Here is a 22,246-nt window from a genome sequence, read left to right as displayed (position 1 = left end):
TAAACTTGATTTTTGCTGATCTGGCCCGATAATCCTTAGGCTATGCAAAAAGTTATCAACACCGCCAATGTCAAGAACGCAATCCAGGCGTTGGGGTGGACGCAAAAGGACTTGGCGGCGCAGCTCGGTGTGACCGGGCAGGCTGTCACGAATTGGATGAAGGGCACTGATTTTCCGCGTCCGGACAAGCTGCTCAAGCTGGCAACGACACTGAAGCTGGGTTTTTCCGACTTGGTGCAGTTGCCCCAAGCAGCCCAGCCTGTGGTGGCGTTCCGAAGAAAGGCCGGCGCCAAGACCAAAGATGAGCATGTGCTGAAGGCCATGACCATGGGCGCTTTGCTCAAAGCGCTGGTGCCATTTTTATCTGCCATCCCCCAACTTCGACGCCAGTTGGTGGAGCCATCTACCGAGTACGCTGCATTGCAGGACGTAGCTGCGCAGGTGCGCAAGAGTTTGGGTCTGGGCGATGCTGGCGTATTGCACTACGAGCAGTTGCTGAGCGAGTTTGCGGACAACGGTGCGGTGGTGGTCCCGGTCATGTGGGGGGCACTGCAAAACCACAAGAATGCTTTACACATCCTGCTGCCGCAGGAGCGGGTGACGTTCATCTTCTTGAACTTGGACACGTACCGAGAGGATTTTAAGTTCTGGATGGCCCATGAACTGGCATATGTGTTCACGCCCCAGTTGGCTGGCCACGAAGAGGGAGAAGACTTTGCAGATGCTTTCGCCGCCGCTTTGTTGTTTCCCAAAGAGTTGGCTTGCGTGGCCTATTCGCAGGTCGCTGGGCAGTCAAAAGCCCATGAAGCCAAGGTTCTGCAAGCGTGTGCAGATGAGCACGGCATCTCTTTGAATACGGTCTTTCAAGAGGTCAATCGCTTTGCCGACTTCCAGGGGTTGCCAGCCCTGAAGCACTCGGCATTGGAAATACACAAGCGGCGCAGCATGCAGCGTGGCAAGTTGGTGAGCGAGACATTGTTCGCACCGATGCCTCCCGAGGCTGCACCTTACTTGGCAGCGGCGGAGCGTCAGTTTCACAGTGATTTTTTCCACGCCTTGCGTCGGATGATTCAGGAGAAGGGCACTGGCGCGGGTTATGTCCAGCAAGTGATGGATATCCCCATGCAAGATGCCTTGGCACTGTATGGGGAGCTGACCCGGTGACCACAGAAGTTCTTCTGGATACCAACACCTACCTGCGGCTTGCCAAGCGCATTCGGCCAGCAGTGGGGCGCCAGTTTGGACAGGTGCCTTACGTTGTGGTGATCTTGAAGGCAGTGGAAGACGAGGTACATCGCAGCCCAAGGCTCAAGTTTCACAATCCGTGGTTTGATGAACCCGAGTTTTTCGCAGGAGCGTTTGGCTAAACAGAAAAAGCTGACCTCGGAAGACAAGGCGGCAATGTTGCTGGTGCAGAGCGTGTTGCTGGGCATGGTGCAAATGGAGGTGGACAAGTACACCTCAAACGGTCGGCAGCCGCCCGGTGCGACGGATTGCTGGCTGTTGGCCTATGCTCAAGTCAAAAATGCAGTGGTTGTGACCGACGATTTGGGTATGCACACTTTGGCTGCAGAAGCAGGGCTAAAAGTGTGGCACGGGTTTGAATTACTCGCCAAGCTGAAGACAGCCAGGGTTGTGACCAATGATCTGGTGCGTGAAATCTACGATGCACTGGAGCGCAACGGAGACTTGACGCAGACGTGGCTTCAAGCGAAGCGTAGGGAATTTGTCCGGATTTTTGGCTCGGAGCCGTGATAGGCGCCGCATTATGAGAGTTGACGGGGCTGGATACGCAGGATTGGCGTTGGCCTGCCGTTCCTTTGTTGTCGGGTAGGCTGTTCAGCACCGCCTTGAATCAATATGCCGCTCCCCGACCATGCGTTCATCGCCCGCCATCGGCCATGGGCCATGGCGGGTATCGAAAGCCACTGTTCGGGAAGCGCTGCCTTTCAAACATCGGAGGTTTCGCTGAGCGTAGCCATTCATGGCCCGCTGCATGAACGCCACCATGTCTGGGTTGTAGGCGTTGGGGAAGGCCTTCATGTCATGACGCTCTTCATGAAAGAGCGCCAATCCGATGTAAGCCTCCCGGGACGGCCGGTAGAACCGACAGGCAATCTCAGCGTGGACAAGCCCTAGTCGATGCGCGCCCCCGAAGCGTCGACCACCTTCTTCCAGTGGGCCAATTCGGCGGGCAAGCCCGCGGCAAAGCTGGCCGGGCTGGACTGCACGGGCTCGGCGCCCAGCGTCTTCAGGCGCTCGTGCATCGCCGGCGTGCTCAGCACCTGGGTGATGGCCGTGTAGACCTTGTCCACAATCGGCTGGGGCGTACCGGCGGGCGCCAGCAGGCCGTACCACGAGGTCACGGCCAGATCCTTGAGCACGGGGATCTCCGGCGCCAGTGGCGTGGGCTTGTCCGAGGCGACACCCAGCACGCGCAGCTTGCCGCTGGTCACGAACGGCATCACGCCGGGAAAACTGCCAAACGTCACCGGCAACTGACCGGCCACCACATCGGTGGCGGCGGCTGCCGCGCCCTTGTACGGCACGTGCAGCAAGTTGACGCCGCGCTGCTTTTTCAGCATTTCGCCCAGCAGATGGTTCAGCGTGCCATTGCCTGCCGATGCGTACTCCACCTTGCCGGGATGGGCCTTGGCATAGGCCACCAATTCGTCCAGCGTGTTGGCCGGAAATTTCGGGTTGACCACCAGCAGATATGGTGCGACGGCCAGCTGCATCACGGGCGTGAAGTCCTTGATGGGGTCGAATGGAATCTTGGAGTAGAGCGCGGGGTTGATGGTGTAGGCGCTTTGCGCGGTCACCAGGAACGTATAGCCATCGGGAGCGCTGCGTGCCACCTGGCTGGTGCCCAAATTGCCGTTGGCGCCGGGGCGGTTCTCGACAATCACGGGCTGGCCCAGCGTGGTGCCGAGATTTTGGGCCACGGCACGGGCAATCACATCGTTGGCGCCGCCGGGACTTTGCGGCACGACAAAAGTGATGGGCTTGGCAGGCCAGTTGCCCACGGTCTGCGCCATGGCCAGGCCATTGCCCAGTCCGCTGCACAAAGCGCCCACTGCTGCGCAGGCCATCACGGTGCGTCGAAGAATCATCGGATCAGTCTCCTCAATTTATTGGTAGCCAAGTATTGTCCAGGATCAGCGCGTGTTTTCGCTTTCCGAGCCGGCCAGAAGTCTGCTGCAAGCCAATGTCCGGGCGTCGATTTCAACGGCTTGATGCGATTCCTCGTGCGCGAGAAGCCGCCCGCCATGCCTGCGTATGCTGGCCTGGGTCGCACCGCCGTGGCGTCGCTGTGCCGATATCTACCGCCGCGCGCATCGGCAGTCAGCGCGCAAGAATGGTGCATGCACCCCATTTTTGGCGCATAAGTTGCGGGAATGAAGCTTGCTAAGGGGTCTTGTTGAAGAGTACACGCTCGTTCTCTTCCGTCGACTGCGCTGCGTCAAGCGCTTTCCATGGACTTCGCTCAAGAATGAACAACGCCAGAAAAGCAGCCCGTTCCCCCGTACCTGCACTCCTGCTCGCGGCCTCGCTGACCACGCTGCTGTCGGCCTGCGGCGGCAGCGACAAGAAGGACGGCGCGCAGTCGCCCGGCGGCGGATCGGCGCCCACGTTTGCCCAGACCTGCGCGGCGCTGGTCGGCACGGCCGTGCCGGGCGGGGCCGTCACCGAGGCAGTGCCGACGGCGGCCAGCGAGGGCGCGGTCTCCGCCACGTCCTGGCCCAGCCACTGCCTGGTGCGCGGCGCGATGAACCAGCGCACGGGCATAGACGGCAAACCCTATGCGCTGCAGTTCGAGCTGCGCCTGCCCGAGGCCGCGGTCTGGAATGCGCGCTTTTACTACCAGGGCGGCAGCGGCGTCGATGGCAGCCTGTTCACCGCGCTGGGCAACTACAGCGGAGGCGGCAATGAGCGCAATGCGCTGCTCGACGGCTATGCGGTCGTCACCACCGATTCCGGTCATATCGCCGAGACCGTCGCGGGCAATGGCGCCTTCCTCTTCGGCGCCGACCCGCAGGCGCGCGACGAATATGGCGACCAGCAGATTCCCCAGGTCACCGCGGCGGCGCAGGCACTGATGCAAAAGGTCTACGGATCGGCGCCCAAGCACTCGTACTTCGTCGGCTGCTCGAACGGCGGTCGCCAGGCGATGATCGCGGCCCAGAAATACCCCGATCTGTTCGACGGCATCGTCGCGGCGGCGCCGGGCTTCCGGCTGACGCAGGCCTCCATCCAGGGATCGATCTACCAGGTGCAGCGCACGGCGCAGATTGCACCCAAGAAGGCCGACGGCTCGCCCGACATCACGCTGGGACTGACGGCCGGCGAAAAAACCCTGGTCGCGCAGAAGATCCTGGGCGCCTGCGATGCGCTGGACGGCCTGGCCGACGGCATGGTTAACCGCTTGAGCGCTTGCCAGCCCGATCCGCTGGAATGGGCCTGCAAGCCGGGCCAGACCGACAGCTGCCTGAGTCAGGACAAGGCCCAGTACGTCAAGGATATCTTCGCCGGCCCCAAGACCGCCGCGGGAGAGCGCATCTACGCGCCCTGGCCTTACGACCCCGCGATGGTGGCGCAGTTCTCCAACCCGTTCTACAGCATCTTCGCGGGCGAAGCTTCGCACATCTACACTTCGCCGCCTACGCTCACGTCGGATCTGCTGCAGTATGCGCTCACTGCCGACATGGAGACCGAGTTCCGCAAGCTCTCGGCCACGACCACCACGTTCCAGCGTTCGGGCAATGACTTCACCAACGCCGAGTCGCCGAACATGGATGCGTTCAAGCAGCGCGGCGGCAAGCTGATCATCTTCAACGGCGGCGGCGACACGGCCTTCTCGATGCACGATGTGACGGCCTACTACGACAAGGTCAGCGCGCGCTACGGCGGCGTCTCCAAGGCCCAGGACTTCGTGCGCGCCTTCTACGTGCCGGGCATGGCGCATTGCTCGGGCGGCGCCGGCAGCACGGACCAGTTCGATGCCTTTGGCGCGGTACGCCAATGGGCCGAGGAGGGGGCAGCGCCCGATGCCATGATCGCCACGGCGCGCGCTGCGGCGGGCTCGCCCCACCCCGGCCGCACGCGCCCGCTGTGCGCTTACCCCGCCGAAGCAATCTACAACGGCACGGGCGACCCCGAAGTCGCCGCCAACTTCAGCTGCAAGGCGCCGGCCGCCGCGCTCTGATCCGCAAGCGGCGCAGCACGCTCAGACCGGGGCTGGCGTGCTGCGCAACACCCCTGGGGGCCCGGTGCATTTGTTCCATATTGAAGCGTATGCACCCTAATGATGCGCCTCAATATCGGTACGCCGGCATGGTGCGGCGCACGACCTTATCCAGTGCACCACCACACTTTATCGATCCCTCAATGTGAAAGGCAAAGGAGAACGTCGAGCTGCAGCTGGCCCGGAAGTTGCTTTATATCAAGTGCGTACGCTTTAATGGATTGCCGGCCAGATGCAGTGATCCATGAAGAGGGCATTGGAATCGAACGTCAACTTTCAATCGAGGCACTATGGACAAGCTCAATCGAATCATTGCATGTGCAACCGCTGTCATTGCGAGCATTTCGGCATCTCCCGCGTTTGCGCAAGCCACCGTGAAAATCGGCGAGATCAACAGCTACAAGGCGCAGGCCGCGTTTCTCGAGCCCTACAAGAAGGGCATGGAGCTGGCGATCGAAGAGATCAATGCCGCGGGCGGCGTGATCGGCAAGAAGCTCGAGATCATCACCCGCGATGACAATGCCAACCCCGGCGACGCGGTGCGCATGGCCGAGGAACTGATCGCGCGCGAGAAAGTCGACGTGCTGATGGGCTCCTTCCTGTCGAACACCGGCCTGGCGCTGACCGACTTCGCCAAGCAGAAGAAATTCTTCTATCTGGCGGCCGAGCCGCTGACCGACAAGATCGTCTGGCAAAACGGCAACAAGTACACCTACCGCCTGCGCCCCTCGACTTACATGCAGGTGGCGATGCTGGTGCCCGAGGCCGCGAAGCTGAACAAGAAGCGCTGGGCCATCGTCTATCCCAACTACGAATACGGCCAGTCGTCGGCCGCGACCTTCAAGAAGCTGCTCAAGGCCATCCAGCCCGACGTGGAGTTCGTCGCCGAGCAGGCGCCGCCGCTGGGCAAGGTCGATGCGGGCAGTGTGGTGCAGGCGATCGCCGATGCCAAGCCGGACGCCATCTTCAACGCGCTGTTCGCCGCCGACCTGTCGAAGTTCGTGCGCGAAGGCAATACGCGCGGCCTGTTCGAGAAGACCAGCGTGGTCAGCGTGCTGACCGGCGAGCCTGAATACCTGGACCCGCTCAAGGACGAAGCCCCCAACGGCTGGATCGTCACCGGCTACCCCTGGGCCACCGTGGCCACGCCCGAACACAAGGCCTTCCTGAGCGCCTACCAGGCGCGCTTCAAGGACTACCCGCGCCTGGGCTCGGTGGTCGGCTACAGCGCGGTGAAGTCGATCGCTGCGGGCATCAAGAAGGCCGGCAGCACCGACACCGAAAAGCTGGTCGTCGCGTTCAAGGGCCTGCCGGTGGATACCCCCATGGGCAAGATCACCTACCGCGCCCAGGACAACCAGTCGACCATGGGCGCCTACGTGGGCAAGACCAAGAACGAGGGTGGCAAGGGCCGGATGGTGGACTACGTCTACCTCGACGGCGCCAAGTTCCAGCCGTCGGACGCCGAAGTCAAGCAAATGCGTCCGGCCGACTGAGCGTCGTTTCCCCTTTCGCTAAGGTCTCTCATCATGGACTTCTCAGGTTTCGTCGTCCAGCTGCTCAACGGGCTGGCGGGCGCATCGTCCCAATTCCTGGTCGCGGCCGGGTTGTCGCTGATCTTCGGCGTGACGCGCATCGTCAATTTCGCGCATGGATCGTTCTTCATGCTCGGCGTCTACGTGGCCTATGCGCTCGTGAATCAGCTGAGTTCCGTGATGGGGCCGGCGGGCTTCTGGCTCGCCGTGCCGCTGGCCGCGCTGGTGGTCGCGGCCATAGGCGCGGTCATAGAGATGACGCTGCTGCGGCGCATCTACAAGGCGCCCGAGCTGTTCCAGCTGCTGGCCACCTTCGCCCTGGTGCTGGTCATCAAGGACGCGGCGCTGTGGCTGTGGGGCGCCGAAGAGCTGCTGGGGCCGCGCGCGCCGGGCTTCAAGGGCTCGGTCGAGATTCTGGGCCGCCAGTTCCCTTCGTATGACCTGTTCCTGGTGGTCGTCGGGCCCGTGGTGCTGGGACTGCTGTGGCTGCTGCTCACGCGCACCCGCTGGGGCACGCTGGTGCGCGCCGCCACGCAGGACCGTGAAATGGTCAGCGCGCTGGGCATCAACCAGGCCTGGCTGTTCACGGCAGTGTTCGCGCTGGGCGCGCTGCTGGGCGGCCTGGGCGGAGCGCTGCAGCTGCCGCGCGAGCCCGCGAATCTGGAAATGGACATGACCGCCATAGGCGCGGCCTTCGTGGTGGTGGTGGTGGGCGGCATGGGATCGATTCCCGGCGCCTATGTGGCCGCGCTGCTGATCGCCGAAGTCAAGGCGATCTGCATCTGGCTGGGCGTGGTCGAGATCTTCGGCATGTCGATCTCTTTTTCCAAGATGACGCTGGTGGTCGAATTCCTGGTGATGGCCGCCGTGCTGGTGTGGCGTCCCTGGGGGCTGTTCGGCCGGCCGCAGAGCACGGCGCGCGCCCAGGGCGTGGCCGAGGCGCCGCTGCGCCGCCCGGCCAAAAGCTATCTGGTGGCGGTGGGCGTGCTGGCCGGGGGGCTGGTGCTGCTGCCGCTGATGACCGCGGGCATGCCTTACGTCACCGTGCTGGCCATCGATCTGCTGATCGCCGCGCTGTTCGCGGTCAGCCTGCACTTCATCATGGGCCCTGCGGGCATGCACAGCTTCGGCCATGCGGCGTACTTCGGCCTGGGCGCTTATGGCGCGGCGCTGCTGGTGCGCGCCGCGGGCGTGCCCATGGAAGTCGCGCTGATAGGCGCACCCGTGCTGGCCGCGCTGGGCGCGCTGGTCTTCGGCTGGTTCTCGGTGCGGCTGTCGGGCGTGTACCTGGCCATGCTGACCCTGGCTTTCGCGCAGATCGCCTGGGCCATCGTCTACCAGTGGGACGACTTCACGGGCGGCAGCAACGGCCTCACGGGCGTCTGGCCCGCCGAGTGGCTGTCGTCGAAGATCAACTACTACTGGCTTACGCTGGCGCTGGTGGGCGCGGGCATCCTGTGGCTGCGCCGCGTGCTGTTCTCGCCGTTCGGCTATGCGCTGCGCGCCGGGCGCGATTCGGGCCTGCGCGCCGATGCGATCGGCATCGACGTCAAGCGCATGCAGTGGGCGGGCTTTGTCATCGCCGGCGCCGTCGCGGGTCTGGCGGGCGCGCTGTTCGCGTTCTCCAAGGGCAGCATCTCGCCCGAGACCATGAGCGTGGCGCGCTCGGTCGACGGCCTGGTGATGGTGCTGCTGGGCGGCATACAGACTCTGGCCGGGCCGGTGGTCGGCGCGGTCACCTTCAACTGGCTGCACGACACCGTGGCGCGCAACACCGACTACTGGCGCGCCATGCTGGGCGGCATCATCTTGCTGCTGGTGCTGCTGTTTCCGCAGGGCATCGCCGGCTATGCGCGCCAACTGTTCGAACGCCGCAGCGCGAACTCGCGCGCGGCGGCCCTGGGTGAATCTGTCGATCAAGAGGTGAAGGCATGAACGCGCCGCTGCTCAAGGTATCCGGTCTCGGCAAATCGTTCGGCGGCGTGAAGGCCGTCGACGGGATCGACTTCACGTTGCACAAGGGCGAGTTGCTGGCCCTCGTCGGCCCCAACGGCGCGGGCAAGTCCACCACGTTCAACATGGTCAACGGCCAGTTGCGCGCCGACCGCGGCTCCATCCAGCTCGAAGGCCAGGAACTCGTGGGCCTGCGCCCGCGCGCCATCTGGCGCCAGGGCGTGGGCCGTACCTTCCAGATCGCCGAGACTTTTGCATCGCTCACCGTGGTCGAGAACGTGCAGATGGCGCTGATCTCGCATGGCGACAAGCTGTTCTCGATGTGGCGCCGCGCGGGCGACTACCAGCGCGAGGAGGCGCTGGCGCTGCTCGACCAGGTGGGCATGAAGCCCCAGGCCGACCGGCCCTGCAGCGTGCTGGCCTACGGCGACGTCAAGCGCGTGGAGCTCGCCATGGCCATGGCCAATGCGCCCAAGCTGCTGCTGATGGACGAACCCACGGCCGGCATGGCGCCCCGGGAGCGCAATTCGCTGATGGCGCTGACCAAGCAGTTGGTGATAGACCGCGGCATGGCCGTGCTGTTCACCGAGCACAGCATGGACGTGGTGTTCGCCTACTCCGACCGCATGATCGTGCTGGCGCGCGGCCGGCTGATCGCCGAAGGCAAGCCGCTGGAAGTGCGCGACGACCCCAAGGTGCAGGCCGTGTACTTCGGCAGCGGCAAGACATTCGAGAAAGAGGTTGCATGATGGCCACGACCAATGAAGTGCTGCTCGAAGCCAAGGGCCTGCAGGCCTGGTATGGCGCGGCGCAGATTCTGTACGACGTCGATCTGAACGTGAAGCGCGGCGAAGTCGTGGCGCTGATGGGCCGCAACGGCGCGGGCAAGTCGACCACACTCAAGACCGTGATGGGCATGCTGGCCAAGCGCAAGGGCCGGATCACGTTCCGCGGCGAGGACATCTCGACCACCGAGCCGCACCACGCGGCCCGCATGGGCCTGGGCTTCGTGCCCGAAGACCGCCGCGTGTTCACCGACCTGACGGTGCTCGAAAACCTCGAGGTCGCGCGTCAGGGCGCGCGCCTTTGGTCCGACGGCACGGCCGCGCCGGCGTGGACGCCCGAGCGGCTGTTCGCGCTGTTCCCCAATCTGGGCGAAATGCCCCATCGCCCGGGCGGGCGCATGAGCGGCGGCGAGCAGCAGATGCTCACCGTGGCGCGCACCTTGATGGGCAATCCCTATCTGGTACTGCTCGACGAGCCGTCCGAAGGCGTTGCACCGCTGATCGTCGAACAGATGGCCAATATGATTCTGGCGCTCAAGAGCCAGGGCGTGAGCATTCTGCTGTCCGAACAGAACATGCACTTCGCGGCGCTGGTGTCCGACCGCGCCTATGTTCTGGAGAAGGGGCAGATACGCTACCAGGCATCGATCAAGGAACTCGAAGAGAACGAGGAAGTGCGGCGCGCGTATCTCAGCGTCTGATACTGTCGGGCGCAAAGCGCAGCGCCGACAGCGTGTTCACAGTCGCTTTGCGCCGGGCTGCGCCCATTGCTGCCGTGCAGGGCCGGGCACAGAAGCGGTTCATCAGGGCGCTGTGCTGCGGCCCAGCACAATGAAGGCGAAAAGGGACATCCCCAGGCTTGCAGTGAGGATGATGCCCAGGGAGACCTGGGCCGGCAGGTCCAGCGCCGCCGCCATGCTGCTGGCCAAGGCGGCGCAACCCATCTGCAGAAACCCAAGCAACGCAGAAGCCGCGCCCGCCTGCCGGCCGAAAGGCTGCAAGGCGATGGCCGTGCCCAGCGGATTGACAAGTCCCATGCCCAGCAGAAAGACCGTCAGCGAGGCCGCAAAAAAGTAAAAGCTGCCCGGCCCGGCCAGCAGTGCGATGCTTCCCGCCAAGGCCACAAGAATCCCCGCGCGCGCCATCGGCGCATGGCCCCAGCGGCGCGCAAGTCGTGGCGCCAGAAAGCCGGCACCGAACACCACAAACACCGTTGAGGCAAAGAGCAGTCCCAGCTCGAACGACGAAAACCCGAAGCCCGTCATCAAGATGGCCGGCGCCATCGAGAAGAAGGCGTAAAGCGCACCGATGACCAGGCTGACCGAAAGCGCCGGCGCGATGAACCGTCGGTCACGCAGCAGTTGCCAATAGCTGGCGGATACCGCCGAGACAGACAGGGGCGAGCGTTTGTCCGCCGCATGCGTCTCATCCAGGCGACGGGTGTAAAAAAAGGCCAGCATCACAGCCAGCACCGCCACCATGGCGAACGTCGCACGCCAGCCCAGCCAACTGTTGATGGCGCCACCGAGCAGCGGTGAGAAACCGGGCGCCGCCGCCATGGCCACCATGGTGAGCGAAAGTGCGCGCGCCAGCGCCGCGCCGTCAAACAGGTCACGCGCAATGGCGCGCGACAAAACGGATGTCGCGCAGACGCCCAGTGCCTGAATGACGCGTCCGGCCAGCAGTTCCGTCAGCGTCGTGGAAAACGCGCAGAGGGCGCTTCCGGCGACAAACGTGACCAGACCGCCGAGCACCAGCCATTTGCGGCCGAATCGATCCGACAGCGGGCCGACAAAGAGCTGACCAAAGGCAAATGCGACGAAGAAGGTGCTGAGGGTGGCGCTCAGGTCCTTGACCGACGTGCCCAGGTCGGTGCTCATCTCCGGAAAGGCCGGCAAGATGATGTTGGTCGCCAGCGAGCCCAGCGCCGCCAGGCTGGCCAGCAACAGCAGCAATGGGCCCGACAGCGTTTCGGCTGGACGGGCGCCGACTTCGGTGGCGGGCCGCGCACCTGTGTTCCGATCTGCGTTGGAAGTCATGCAGGGTGCTCCGTTAGCGGTTCGAGTTGTTCAATGTGCCACTGCGTTGGCGCTGGTCCAGGGAGCCTGCGTCCCTGCGCGCGGCGCCTGCTGCATGCCATTGCGTAATGTGGTCCGTGGATGGTGCCTTGCCTTGGCCGACGTCCCTGTCGGCCCGGCGACTTCGCCAGCGCATGCCGGTGGCACACGCCCGTGACGGCATGCGCTGTGGGGTTCACTCCTTGAGCGCCTTCTGCACTTCGATCTGAAACTGTTCGCTGTTGCGAAGGCGCAGGTATTCCTGCTGGGCGGCACGGTAGGCCTGGGTTTCGAGGCCGTGTGAGGTGGCCAAAACGTCGTAGCGGTCCAATCCCGCGCGCCGCCAGAGCGCCAGATCCGCGACCACTTCAGCGCGCGTGAGTCCTGCATTGCCTGGCGTGGCCGGGCGGTCTGCTGGGGTGGCGGCGCTTGCCGCGAACGCGGCGGTCAAGGCCATTGCGGCGGCGAACGCCTGGACGCTACGCGCGCCTTTGGCGCGGGCTGCTGGAGTGAGGTGATTCGACATGGTATTCCTGACAAGAATGGGAGGGGCGCGGCTTGGGCGCCAAGGCTGAAAAAGAGGGGGCTGGGTTTTACGTCATGGCGGCGCTCCACTGAGTGGGGATTCATGGCGGTGCGGTGGCTACTGGCTCACCACAAGCGGCGCTTGTTCCGGCGTCCAGCCGCCGCCCAGCGCCTTGAAGATCGCCACCAGCGCGCGCGCCGATTCGGTGCCGGCCTGGGCCTGGGCATCGCGCACGCTCAGCAGGCTTTCATCGGCCTGCAGCACTTCGATCAGGCTGACCACGCCCTTGTCGTAGGCCGCCGCCGATGCATCGCGCGCGCGCGCGATGGCATGCTCGCCTTGTGCCAGCACGGCGCCGAGTTCCTGCCGGCGTTCGCGCGCCAGCAGTGCGTTTTCCACGTCTTGCGTGGCCCGCAGTACCGCGAGTCGGTAGGCGGCCAGCGCCTGCGCTTCGCTTGCCTTGGCGTGCGCGATCTGGGCGTCGATGCGTGCGAAGTCGAAAAGCCGCCAGCGCAGGCCGGCCACGGCGGCGGCCTGCGAAGCGCCGCCGCTGAAAAGCTGGCCGCTGGAGAGAGAGGTGGCGCTGCCGAGCAGGCCGCTGAGCGATATCTTCGGGTAGTACTCGGCAATCGCCGCACCGATGCGGGCATTCGAGGCGGCGAGCCGCCGCTCGGCCGCAATCACATCGGGGCGGCGCCTGAGCAGGTCTGCGGGCGTGCCGCCCAGCGACATTCCGGGCAGGCCAGACAGGCCGGGTGAAGCTTGCAGCTGCGCAAACGCTGTCCTGTGGGTGCCGGGCATGTCGCCCAGCATCACGTCCATGGCGTTCATCGCGGTTTCCAGCGCGGCTTCGAGTGGGGGAATGGTGGCTTGGGCGCGTGCCAGTGCGCCTTGCGCCTGGCGCAGCTGCAGCTCGGCGGCCAGCCCTTTTTGCCAGCGCAGTTCGATGGTGGAGCGCAATTGCTGCTGCGTCTGTACCTGCTGGCGCGCAATTGCCAGCCGGGTCTGCAGGCCGCGGATCTGCAGGACGGTGTCGGCGGCCTGCGCGGCGACCGAAAGCCTCACCGCCACTGCATCCGCCTGCGTGGCCTGGTATTCAGCCAGCGAGGCCTGCTGATCGCGCTTCAATCCACCGAACAGATCCACTTCCCAGCTCACGCCCAGATTGGCTTCGTGCGCGTTGCCGTAGCGCGCGAATTCCGGCACGGCATTGAGGACCTGGCCCAAAGGCGTCTGCAGCGACTGGTAGCCGCGGGATGTCTGGGCGGTGACATTGCCCGCTGGAAGCAGCGCGGCGCCCGCTGCGTCCAGCTGCGCGCGCGCCTGGCCCACGCGGGCGATCGCCTGGGCCAGGTCCAGGTTCTGCTGCAAGGCCAAGGTCACGAACCGCGTGAGCTGCGGATCACCCCACGCCAGCCACCAGGCCGACAGATCGCTGTCGGTCGACGCGGTGCTTGCCTGTGCCTGCGTTCGGGCCCCCATATAGGCCTGGGGCATGGGCGATGCGGGCCGCAGGTAGTCGGGACCCACGGCACAGCCGGCACACAGGCTGGACACGATCAGGGCGGCAAGGGTTGGAAGGCGAGGCATGGTCGATAAAGAAGGGGATGACGCTGTGACTATATTACGATTTAGTCACTCGTTGTGAGTTTTTTTTGATCGGGGTAAGCTTGTGCCCATGAATATCCCCAACGTCTATCCCGTTTCGGCACGCGGGCCTGTCGACCACGATGTGCGCGCGCAGATCGTCACTGCCGCCAAAGAGCACTTCAGCCGCTATGGCTACGAGAAGACCACGGTCTCCGACCTGGCCAAGGCGATCGGCTTTTCCAAGGCATACATCTACAAGTTCTTCGAATCAAAGCAGGTGATAGGAGAAATGATTTGCTCCAACTGCCTGATCGAGATGGAGGCGGAAATACGCCAGGCCGTGGCCGAGGCCGAGCGTCCACCCGAGAAGCTGCGGCGGCTTTTCAAGGCGATGGTGACGGTGACGCTGCGCCTTTTTTCAGAGGATCGAAAGCTGTATGAAATCGCCACCTCGGCGTCCACCGAGCGCTGGCAGGCGGCACGCACCTATGAGGAGCGCATCCACCAGTTGCTGCTGGACATCCTGGAAGCGGGCCGCCAGTCGGGCGACTTCGAGCGCAAGACGCCGCTGGACGAGGCGGCCGCAGCGATCTTCCTGACCATGCGCCCCTACCTCGATCCCTTGCTGCTGCAGCACAGCCTCGCGCATGCCGAACAGGCGCCGGGCCAGCTCGCGGGCCTGGTGCTGCGAAGTTTATCGCCGTGAATTTTGCTTGTGACTATTGACAAAATTAGTCACAAGTCAAAAAATCGGGTCCTGCTCATTTTTCGGGACTCCCATGCTTCGGCACCGCCATCTGTCTATTGCCGCTCTATGCACGCTGCCGCTTGCGCTCGTCGCCTGCGGACAAAGCTCGCCACCCGATCCACGCACCGCGCTGCCGCTGGTGCGCACCATCGACGTACTGCCTGCGGCCTCCAGCGAACGCGCCTTCACCGGCACCATCGCTGCGCGCGTGCAAAGCGATCTGGGTTTTCGCGTTTCCGGCAAGGTGCTTGAACGCCTGGTCGATACCGGGCAGACCGTGCAACGCGGCCAGCCCCTGCTGCGCATCGATCCCGCGGACCTGAAGCTTGCCGCGCAGGCCCAGGACGACGCGGTGGCCGCGGTCCAGGCCCAGGCCCGGCAGGCAATGGACGAAGAGGCGCGCTACCGTGACTTGCGCGGCACCGGCGCGATCTCCGCCTCGGCCTATGACCAGGTCAAGGCGGCGGCTGACGCCGCGCGCGCGCAACTGCGGGCGGCGCAGGCCCAGGCCCAGGTCACGCGCAACGCCAGCGGCTATGCGCAGTTGCTGGCCGATGTCGATGGCGTCGTGCTGGAAACACTGGTCGAGCCCGGCCAGGTGGTTGCCGCGGGCCAGGTGGTGGTGCGATTGGCCAAAGCCGGCAAACGCGAAGCCGTGGTCCACCTGCCGGAAACCTTGCGCCCGGCCCTGGGCTCGTTGGCCACGGCCAGCCTGTTCGGCACGCCGGAGCGGGTCGTTCAGGCCCGCTTGCGCCAGCTCTCCGATGTGGCCGACCGGGTGACCCGCACCTTTGAAGCGCGCTACGTGCTGGAAGACCGCATGGCCGATGCGCCGCTGGGCAGCACGGTCACGTTGAAGATGGCGGGCACGCCGCCGTCCATCCCAGGCGCCATGCAGGTTCCTCTGAGTGCACTGCTCGACAGCGGTGACGGTCCTGGCGTCTGGGTGGTCAAGGGCCCGCAGGTGGCGCGCCAGCCGGTGACCATCGCGCGCATCGAAGGCGATCAGGCGCATGTCACGGGCGGGCTCAGGCAAGGAGAGAAAATCGTCGCGCTCGGCGCCCATCTGTTGAGCGAAGGCACCCAGGTGCGAGTGGCTGGCCAGGCGGCCGACGCGGTCGTGTCCGCAGGAGGCGCACGTGAGTAAGGGCCGTTTCAATCTCTCTGCACTGGCCGTGCGTGAGCGCTCCATCACGCTGTTCATGATCATTTTGATCTCGCTGGCGGGCGTGATTTCGTTCCTGAAGCTCGGCCGCGCCGAAGACCCGGCCTTCACCGTCAAGGTGATGACCATCATCACGGCCTGGCCTGGCGCCACGGCCCGGGAAATGCAGGACCAGGTGGCCGAGAAACTGGAAAAGCGCCTGCAGGAGCTGCGTTGGTACGAACGCACCGAGACTTTCGTGCGCCCGGGTCTGGCGTTCACCACGCTCACGCTGCTGGACTCGACCCCGCCGCAGGAAGTGCAGGCGGAGTTCTACCAGGCGCGCAAGAAGCTCGGCGACGAGGCCGTCAATCTTCCCGCGGGGGTGCTCGGGCCCATGGTGAACGACGAATATGCCGACGTCACCTTTGCGCTCTATGCGCTCAAGGCCCGCGGCGAGGCGCAGCGCGAACTGGTGCGCGACGCCGAGACACTGCGCCAGCGCCTGCTGCATGTGCCCGGCGTGAAGAAGGTCAATATCGTCGGCGAGCAGTCCGAGCGCATCTACGTGGAGTTCTCGCACGAGCGCCTGGCCACGCTGGGAATCAGTCCGCAGGATATCTTCTCGGCATTGAACCAGCAGAACGCCCTGACGCCCGCGGGCTCGGTCGAAACCGATGGTCCGCGGGTTTTCATCCGCATCGACGGCGCGTTTGATGAATTGCAGAAGATGCGCGACACGCCGATCGCGGCGCAGGGGCGCACGCTCAAGCTCTCCGACATCGCCAGCGTCACGCGCGGCTACGAAGATCCGTCGACCTTCATCATTCGCAACGGCGCCGAGCCGGCCTTGCTGCTGGGCGTGATCATGCGCGACGGCTGGAACGGCCTCGATCTGGGCCAGGCGCTGGACAAGGAAGTCGGCGCGATCAACGCCGAGATGCCGCTGGGCATGGGACTGACCAAGGTCACGGACCAGTCGGACAACATCAGCGCGTCGGTCGACGAGTTCATGCTCAAGTTCTTTGCCGCGCTGGTGGTGGTGCTGGTGGTGTGCTTTGTCAGCATGGGCTGGCGCGTGGGCGTGGTGGTCGCCGCCGCCGTGCCGTTGACGCTGGCCGCGGTGTTCGTGATCATGGCGGCCACGGGCAAGAATTTCGACCGCATCACGCTGGGCTCGCTGATCCTGGCGCTGGGCCTGCTGGTGGACGACGCCATCATCGCCATCGAGATGATGGTGGTGAAGATGGAAGAGGGCTACGACCGGCTGTCTGCCTCGGCCTACGCCTGGAGCCACACCGCCGCCCCTATGCTCTCCGGCACCTTGGTGACGGCGGTGGGCTTCATGCCCAACGGCTTTGCGCGCTCGACCGCCGGCGAGTACACCGGCAACATGTTCTGGATCGTGGGCATCGCGCTGATCGTGTCCTGGGTCGTTGCCGTGGTGTTCACCCCCTATCTCGGCGTCAAGATGCTGCCGGAAATGAAGAAGGTCGAAGGCGGCCATGCGGCCATGTATGGCACGCCGCGCTACCAGCGCTTTCGCGCGCTGCTGGGCAGCATCATTGCGCGCAAGTGGCTGGTCGCGGCGGCGGTCGTCGGGCTCATGACCGCGGCGGTGCTGGGCATGGCGGTGGTGAAGAAGCAGTTCTTCCCCATCTCCGACCGCCCCGAGGTGCTGGTCGAAGTGCAGATGCCCTATGGAACTTCCATAGACCGTACCGATGCGGCGACGCAGAAGGTCGAGGCCTGGCTGGCGCAGCAGGCCGAGTCGAAGATCGTCACCGCGTATGTGGGCCAGGGCGCGCCGCGCTTCTATCTGGCCATCTCGCCCGAGTTGCCCGACCCCTCGTTTGCCAAGATCGTGGTGCGCACCGACAGCCAGCAGGAGCGCGAGGCCCTCAAGCTGCGGCTGCGTGAAGCCATCGCACAAGGCCTGGCGTCCGAAGCGCAGGTGCGCGTCACGCAACTGGTGTTTGGCCCGTATTCGCCGTTTCCCGTGGCCTACCGCGTCTCGGGGCCGGATGCCGACAAGCTGGGCGCGATTGCCAGCCAGGTGCAGCAGGTGATGCAGGACAGCCCGATGATGCGCACCGTGAACTCCGACTGGGGCGTGCGCACGCCGGTGATGCACTTCACGCTGCAGCAGGACCGCCTGCAGTCTGTCGGGCTGACGTCCGCGGCGGTGGCGCAGCAGCTGCAATTCCTGCTCAGCGGCGTTCCGGTGACGACTGTGCGCGAAGATATACGCAGCGTGCAGGTGACGGCGCGCTCCGCAGGCGGCAGCCGCCTGGACCTGGCCAAAGTGGGCGATTTCACGTTGACCACCGCCAGCGGCCAGCGCATTGCGCTGTCACAAGTGGGCGAATTCAGCGTGCGCATGGAAGAGCCCGTGATGCGCCGCCGCGACCGCGTGCCCACCATCACGGTGCGCGGCGACATCGCTGAGGAACTTCAGCCGCCCGATGTCTCGGCCGAAATCTCGCGCCTGCTCAAGCCGATAAAAGACGCGCTGCCGCCGGGCTATCGCATCGAGCAGGCGGGCGCGATCGAGGAGTCGGCCAAGGCCATGGCTGCCATGGCGCCGCTGTTTCCCATCATGATCGCCATCACGCTCATCATCATCATCTTGCAGGTGCGCTCGATGTCGGCCATGGTCATGGTGTTCCTGACCAGCCCCCTGGGCTTGATCGGTGTGGTGCCGACCCTGTTGCTGTTCCAGCAGCCATTCGGCATCAATGCCCTGGTCGGGCTGATCGCGCTGTCGGGCATTCTGATGCGCAATACGCTGATTCTGATCGGGCAGATCCAGCAGAACGAGCAGGACGGAATGGACCCCTTCCAGGCCGTGGTGGAAGCCACCGTGCAGCGCGCCCGGCCTGTGATCCTGACGGCCCTGGCGGCGATCCTGGCGTTCATCCCGCTGACCCATTCGGTGTTCTGGGGCACGCTGGCCTACACCCTCATCGGTGGCACGCTGGCAGGCACGGTTCTGACGCTGGTCTTCCTGCCCGCCATGTACGCCATATGGTTTCGCATCCGGCCTGGAAGCGGCGCTGCCCCGCAAGACATCCCCAGGCTGATCCACGCATGAAACAGAGCGCGTTCCTCCAGCGCAGCGCGCTTGCGGGACTCGCCTCGCGGCCGCTGACCGATGGGGTGGCAACGGTCCTGGACAATGGCGCTGGCGGCGGCCCAGCCCTCAGATTTCCAGAAAGAGCTCGGCCACCGTGGAGCGCAGCCAGCGGTTCGCGGGGTCGTGCTGATAGCGCTCGTGCCAATGCTGCTTGATGGAAAACTCCGGGAACGCATAGGGCGGGGCCAATGCCTTGACATGGGCGATCTTCACCAAGGTCTGGGCCACGCGCTGCGGCACGGTGGCGATGAGTTCCGTGTTCGCCAGAAGATTGCCCACGCCGGGCAGCGTGGGCAGCGACAGTGCGACCTTGCGTCGCACCCCTCTGCGCTTGAGTTCCTGCTCGACAATTTCGTTGCCGGTGCCCGGTGCCGCCAGCCTGACGTGGCGTGCATTGCTGAACATCTTTTGCGTCATCCGCTGTTTGATCTGCGGGTGCTGCTGGCCCACCACGCAGGCGAACCCGTCGTCGAAGAGCTTTTGCTGGTAGAAGCCGCTCTCCAACTCCGGCATGTAGCCGATCGCCAGATCGGCCTCCCCCGACTCCAGCAGCTTCGCGGTGTCGGGCGTGATGCGCAGCACCTCAATGTGGACATCGGGGGCCGCGTTCGTCACCTTGTTCACCAGCGTCGGCAGAAACTCCAGGTGGCTGATGTCCGTCATGGCGATGCGCAGGGTCCTGGACGACGATGCCGGATCGAACGCTGGCTGCTGCCTGGTCGCCGTCTGCAGCAGTTCCAGCGCCGCGCGCAGCTGCGGCACCAGTGCCGCTGCCCTGGGCGTGGGCAGCATGCCTTCACCGGTGCGCACGAAAAGCGGGTCATCGAAGATAAGCCGCAGGCGCGCCAAGGCGAGGCTGACCGAGGTCTGGGCCATGCCCAGGTTCTCGCCGGCGCGGCTCACGCTGCGGGTCTTGTAGATCTCGTCGAAGACGGCGAGCAACTTCATATCCATTATTCGAATTCCTGCTGGAGCCTATTACCGATTATCGATCGACTCCATGATGATGGCTGCCTAAAGTGGGCGCAAGGTCTTTGGCGACCTGCTTTCCAACCATAAGATATCTGGAGACATACTTGAAATCGCATCTGCTTGCCCCGCTTCTTTTGGCCGCAATGTCGGTTGCCGGCACGCCGGCTTTTTCCCAGGACTGGCCCAGCGCGCCCGTGAAGCTCGTGGTGCCATTTGACGCGGGCTCGACGCCCGACCTGGCGGCGCGCCTGATCGGCGAACGCCTGTCCACCAGGCTGCACCAGCCCTTCGTGGTGGAAAACAAGAGCGGTGCCTCGGGCAACATCGGCACGGACATGGTGGCCAAGGCCCCTGGCGACGGCCGCACCGTCGGCGTCAGCATCGCCGGGCCCCTGGGCGTGAATGGCCTGCTCTTCAGAAAAATGCCCTATGACGTTGCCAGCGACATCGCGCTGGTGAGCGTCGCCGTATCGCAGCCCTCGGTGCTGGTCGTCGGGGGCGGCTCTGCCATATCGACTGCCAAGCAACTGGCAGCCATGCTCAAGCAAAGAACGCCCATCAGCTATGCATCCATAGGTGCGGGCTCGATCTCCCATCTGGCCATGGCCGCGCTGGTCGCGCAGGCCGGTGGCGATGCGGTGCACGCGCCATACCGCGGCTCGGGCGCCGCGGTGACGGCGCTGCTGTCCGGTGAGGTGAACATGGCGCTGCTGCCCGCGGCGGCAGTGATGCCGCATGTCAAGGCCGGGAAGCTGCGCGCGCTGGCGGTGGCGTCATCGGCCAGATCCGCCTCGCTTCCCGACCTGCCCACGCTGAGCGAGACAGGGCTGCCTGAGGTCAAGGGCGACGCCTGGATCGGCTTCATCGCGCCCGCCAAGACGCCGGCCGCCATCGTCAGGAGCCTGCATGCGCAGATCGTGCAGGTGCTTGCCGAACCGGAGCTCAGGGAAAAGCTGCGCCTGCAGTACATGGACCCCGTGGGCAACACGCCCGCGCAGTTCAATGCGTTGCTGGCAGCCGACGTTGCGCGCTGGAAACCGGTAGTGGAAAAGAACAAGATCAATCTGGATTGACAGGAAAACAATGATGAAATCCTCGCAACAAATCATGCTCGAGCCCGCCCGCCATCTGCGGGTGCAAGGCGAATATGACGTGGTGGTGATCGGCGGCGGCCCCGCAGGGCTGGCCGCGGCTGCCAGCGCCGCGCGGCTTGGCGCCCGTACCCTGCTCGTGGAGTCCTACGGGTTTCTGGGCGGCATGGGCACGGCCGGCGGCGTCACCAATTTCGCCGGTCTGTATGGGCGCCACAAGGGCGAGATGCGGCAGCTGGTGCACGGCGCCGTCGATGAACTTCTGGCACGACTGCAAGCCATGGGCGGCTTGAACCAACCGCAGGACGGCATGGCCGGACGCATTCGCGTACGCTCCTACGACACATCCCTCTACAAATGCGCCGCGGACCAATGGATGCTGGCCAGCGGCGTGAACCTGCTGTTCCATGCCAGGGCCTCGTCGGTGCTGATGGACGGAGCACGCATTTCTGCACTGGTGGTGGAGACCAAGTCGGGGCGCCAGGCGATACGCGCCAACATGTTCATCGACTGCTCGGGCGATGCCGATGTGGCGACATTTGCCGGCGTGCCCTTTGAAGTGGGCGATGGGCAAGGCAGCGGCCTGTATCCGTCCACCATGTTCCGCATCGGTCATGTCGATGCCGACGCGGCATCGGCGGCCATCGGCGAGTTCAGTGCGATCAACGATTTCATGGACCGTGCGCAGAAGGAGCATCCTGGACGCTACCGATTTCCGCGCGAGGGCGCCATCGTGCGGCCGCAGATCCATGCCTCGGAATGGCGCGCGAATGTGACGCAGATCGCGAATGCTGCAGGCCAGGCAATGAACGCCGTGGATGCGGCCGAACTCAGCGCCGGCGAAATCGAGGGCCGGCGCCAGGTCATCGCGTACTTCCGCTTCCTGAGCGAGCAGGTGCCGGGCTTTGCGCAGTCGCGCATCGTCGAAATCGCGCCGCAGGTCGGCATACGCGAAACGCGCCGCATCCGGGGACTGTATGCACTCACCGGCGACGACATTCTTCAATCGGCACGCTTCGACGACACCATAGGCATCAATGCCTGGCCGATGGAGTTGCACCGCGCAGGCGGCATTTCCTGGGGATTTCCAACCGATCCCGAGCGCGCTTACAACGATCTGCCATGGCGCATGATTGTTCCCCAGGGCGTGGAAAACCTGCTCGTCGCCGGACGCTGTGCTTCCATGACACATGAAGGGCAGTCCGCAGCGCGTGCCAGCGGAGGCTGCTTTGTCATGGGGCAGGCTGCGGGGACGGCCGCTGCGCTGGCCGGCAGCTCGGCCGTGCAGCAGTTGGACCCCCAGCGCATACAGCGCGCCCTGCGTGAGAACGGCGGCTTGCTCGAGCCATGACTGCGCATCAATACTCAGCCCAGGCTATTCATGCCGTGGCGGCGACATCAGGGCGCCTTGGAAAATGGGTCGGCCCTTGCAGTGGCCGTTCCATTCCTGGCGGCTGAAACAAA

Annotated in this window: 18 protein-coding genes; 13 read left to right on the top strand and 5 right to left on the bottom strand. The window is 64.7% G+C overall.

The genetic code is table 11. From position 1 onward, the window contains the following. Positions 1–42 precede the first annotated feature (42 nt). From KHY18_RS04530 to KHY18_RS04520, 3 genes are read left to right on the top strand one after another with little or no spacing between them, the layout of a single operon-like run. Positions 43–1,164 (top strand): helix-turn-helix domain-containing protein, encoded by a 1,122-nt coding sequence (locus KHY18_RS04530; RefSeq protein WP_213294781.1) that lies wholly within the window; start codon positions 43–45, stop codon positions 1,162–1,164. Then, positions 1,161–1,367, top strand: coding sequence for a hypothetical protein (locus tag KHY18_RS04525; protein ID WP_213294779.1), 207 nt, complete (start codon positions 1,161–1,163; stop codon positions 1,365–1,367). The genes KHY18_RS04530 and KHY18_RS04525 overlap by 4 nt, the downstream gene beginning before the upstream one ends. Next, positions 1,333–1,755, top strand: coding sequence for a hypothetical protein (locus KHY18_RS04520; RefSeq protein ID WP_213294777.1), 423 nt, complete (start codon positions 1,333–1,335; stop codon positions 1,753–1,755). Before KHY18_RS04525 ends, KHY18_RS04520 begins: the two co-directional genes overlap by 35 nt. Before the next feature lie 380 nt (positions 1,756–2,135). On the opposite strand, the gene KHY18_RS04515 is transcribed toward KHY18_RS04520, so the two are convergent. Then, positions 2,136–3,038, bottom strand: coding sequence for a tripartite tricarboxylate transporter substrate binding protein (locus tag KHY18_RS04515; protein ID WP_249728915.1), 903 nt, complete (start codon positions 3,036–3,038; stop codon positions 2,136–2,138). 455 nt (positions 3,039–3,493) lie between these two features. Here KHY18_RS04515 and KHY18_RS04510 point away from each other — a divergent pair, with 455 nt between their 5' ends. The 5 genes from KHY18_RS04510 to KHY18_RS04490 all read left to right on the top strand — a co-directional run bounded on the left by KHY18_RS04510 (position 3,494) and on the right by KHY18_RS04490 (position 10,219). Next, positions 3,494–5,206 carry a tannase/feruloyl esterase family alpha/beta hydrolase gene (locus KHY18_RS04510; protein ID WP_213294773.1) on the top strand — a complete coding sequence of 571 codons (1,713 nt, stop codon included), beginning with the start codon at positions 3,494–3,496 and terminating at the stop codon, positions 5,204–5,206. A gap of 329 nt (positions 5,207–5,535) precedes the next feature. After that, complete coding sequence (locus tag KHY18_RS04505) at positions 5,536–6,741, top strand: ABC transporter substrate-binding protein (RefSeq protein WP_213294772.1); 1,206 nt, start codon at positions 5,536–5,538, stop codon at positions 6,739–6,741. A 33-nt stretch (positions 6,742–6,774) separates the two neighbouring features. Continuing rightward, positions 6,775–8,715 carry an ABC transporter permease gene (locus tag KHY18_RS04500; RefSeq protein ID WP_213294771.1) on the top strand — a complete coding sequence of 647 codons (1,941 nt, stop codon included), beginning with the start codon at positions 6,775–6,777 and terminating at the stop codon, positions 8,713–8,715. Then, a complete protein-coding gene (locus KHY18_RS04495; RefSeq protein ID WP_213294770.1) occupies positions 8,712–9,482 on the top strand; it encodes an ABC transporter ATP-binding protein in 771 nt (256 codons plus the stop codon). The genes KHY18_RS04500 and KHY18_RS04495 overlap by 4 nt, the downstream gene beginning before the upstream one ends. Further along, entirely contained in the window at positions 9,479–10,219 is a 741-nt protein-coding gene (locus tag KHY18_RS04490; RefSeq protein ID WP_213294769.1) for an ABC transporter ATP-binding protein, read from the top strand. Before KHY18_RS04495 ends, KHY18_RS04490 begins: the two co-directional genes overlap by 4 nt. A 102-nt stretch (positions 10,220–10,321) precedes the next feature. Here the strand turns inward: KHY18_RS04490 and KHY18_RS04485 are convergent, their stop codons facing one another. From KHY18_RS04485 to KHY18_RS04475, 3 genes are all read right to left on the bottom strand, one after another. Further along, positions 10,322–11,557, bottom strand: coding sequence for a multidrug effflux MFS transporter (locus tag KHY18_RS04485; protein WP_213294768.1), 1,236 nt, complete (start codon positions 11,555–11,557; stop codon positions 10,322–10,324). Positions 11,558–11,771: 214 nt separating this feature from the next. Next, the gene (locus KHY18_RS04480; protein ID WP_213294766.1) at positions 11,772–12,101 is read right to left on the bottom strand and encodes a DUF4148 domain-containing protein; all 330 of its coding nucleotides are present in this window, start codon (positions 12,099–12,101) and stop codon (positions 11,772–11,774) included. Between the two features lie 117 nt (positions 12,102–12,218). After that, positions 12,219–13,691, bottom strand: a complete 1,473-nt coding sequence (locus tag KHY18_RS04475; RefSeq protein WP_213294764.1) for an efflux transporter outer membrane subunit — start codon at positions 13,689–13,691, stop codon at positions 12,219–12,221. Positions 13,692–13,779: 88 nt separating this feature from the next. Between KHY18_RS04475 and KHY18_RS04470 the strand changes: the two genes are divergently transcribed. From KHY18_RS04470 to KHY18_RS04460, 3 genes are all read left to right on the top strand, one after another. Then, on the top strand, positions 13,780–14,397 hold the full coding sequence (locus KHY18_RS04470) for a TetR/AcrR family transcriptional regulator (RefSeq protein ID WP_213294762.1): 618 nt from the start codon (positions 13,780–13,782) through the stop codon (positions 14,395–14,397). Between the two features lie 73 nt (positions 14,398–14,470). After that, on the top strand, positions 14,471–15,586 hold the full coding sequence (locus KHY18_RS04465) for an efflux RND transporter periplasmic adaptor subunit (protein WP_213294760.1): 1,116 nt from the start codon (positions 14,471–14,473) through the stop codon (positions 15,584–15,586). Beyond that, positions 15,579–18,677 (top strand): efflux RND transporter permease subunit, encoded by a 3,099-nt coding sequence (locus KHY18_RS04460; RefSeq protein ID WP_213294758.1) that lies wholly within the window; start codon positions 15,579–15,581, stop codon positions 18,675–18,677. Before KHY18_RS04465 ends, KHY18_RS04460 begins: the two co-directional genes overlap by 8 nt. A 108-nt stretch (positions 18,678–18,785) precedes the next feature. On the opposite strand, the gene KHY18_RS04455 is transcribed toward KHY18_RS04460, so the two are convergent. After that, positions 18,786–19,667 (bottom strand): LysR family transcriptional regulator, encoded by an 882-nt coding sequence (locus tag KHY18_RS04455; protein ID WP_249728908.1) that lies wholly within the window; start codon positions 19,665–19,667, stop codon positions 18,786–18,788. A 167-nt stretch (positions 19,668–19,834) separates the two neighbouring features. Between KHY18_RS04455 and KHY18_RS04450 the strand changes: the two genes are divergently transcribed. Together KHY18_RS04450 and KHY18_RS04445 are read left to right on the top strand one after the other, a co-directional pair. Continuing rightward, positions 19,835–20,764: a Bug family tripartite tricarboxylate transporter substrate binding protein gene (locus KHY18_RS04450; RefSeq protein WP_213294754.1), complete on the top strand. Its 930-nt coding sequence runs from the start codon at positions 19,835–19,837 to the stop codon at positions 20,762–20,764. Between the two features lie 13 nt (positions 20,765–20,777). Next, entirely contained in the window at positions 20,778–22,133 is a 1,356-nt protein-coding gene (locus KHY18_RS04445; protein ID WP_213294752.1) for an FAD-dependent oxidoreductase, read from the top strand. Positions 22,134–22,246: the final 113 nt, after the last annotated feature.

Origin of the sequence: Acidovorax sp. CCYZU-2555 (genome assembly GCF_018413525.1) — a bacterium.
Classification (GTDB): Bacteria; Pseudomonadota; Gammaproteobacteria; order Burkholderiales; family Burkholderiaceae_C; genus Comamonas.
The sequence above is the reverse complement of the archived record's forward strand: the minus strand, read 5'-3'. Positions and strand labels throughout refer to the sequence as shown.